We start from the raw sequence: 264 nt of genomic DNA on the forward strand, positions 1-264 counted from the left end.
GGCACGGGCAAATGGACGAGCCAAAGCTCCCTGGATCTCGGCGTGCCGCTCTCCATCATTACGGAATCCGTCTTCACGCGCTTCCTGTCCGCGATGAAGGAAGAGCGCGTAGCGGCGAGCAAAGTGCTCAAAGGGCCTGCTAAAGCGCCGTTCCAAGGCGACAAAGCGGCATTCATCGAAGCGGTCCGCAAGGCGCTGTTCGCGAGCAAGATCTGCTCGTACGCGCAAGGCTTCGCGCAGATGCGCGCGGCATCCGAGGAGTAT

1 pseudogene is annotated in these 264 nt (G+C 61.4%); it reads left to right on the top strand.

The features are described 5' to 3' along the window. Positions 1-264: pseudogene (locus NQZ67_RS30135) on the top strand (NADP-dependent phosphogluconate dehydrogenase); the annotation flags it as partial.

Source organism: Paenibacillus soyae (genome assembly GCF_024623455.1).
Taxonomy (GTDB): Bacteria; Bacillota; Bacilli; order Paenibacillales; family Paenibacillaceae; genus Pristimantibacillus; species Pristimantibacillus soyae.